We start from the raw sequence: 248 nt of genomic DNA on the forward strand, positions 1-248 counted from the left end.
TCTATTCTATCGTATTGCATGAACGGCTCCCTTGGTGAATATCGCCGCAAAGGCCTCGCGCGATGCAGGAAATCATCCCACCCGACCAGAAATGCGACGCAAACTACCGTGCATCGAAGGTAGCCTGATTGCATGGACAATTTCAACAAATGACGCGCAGGATTCTAAGGTGGAAGCTGGCACTGTTAAACAGACCGGTTCGCATATGCTCGGTATCGCAAGGCGGCATTTGCAATGTTTGAAGCGCC

The 248-nt window shown here is 51.2% G+C and carries 1 protein-coding gene; it reads left to right on the forward strand.

What is annotated here, in order from left to right:
• Window positions 1–34 precede the first annotated feature (34 nt).
• Window positions 35–248: hypothetical protein (locus AC0L3J_RS38285; protein ID WP_473350605.1), on the forward strand; the 214-nt coding region annotated here is incomplete at its 3' end.

The sequence above is a fragment of the Bradyrhizobium sp. Kon37 genome, from assembly GCF_055807535.1.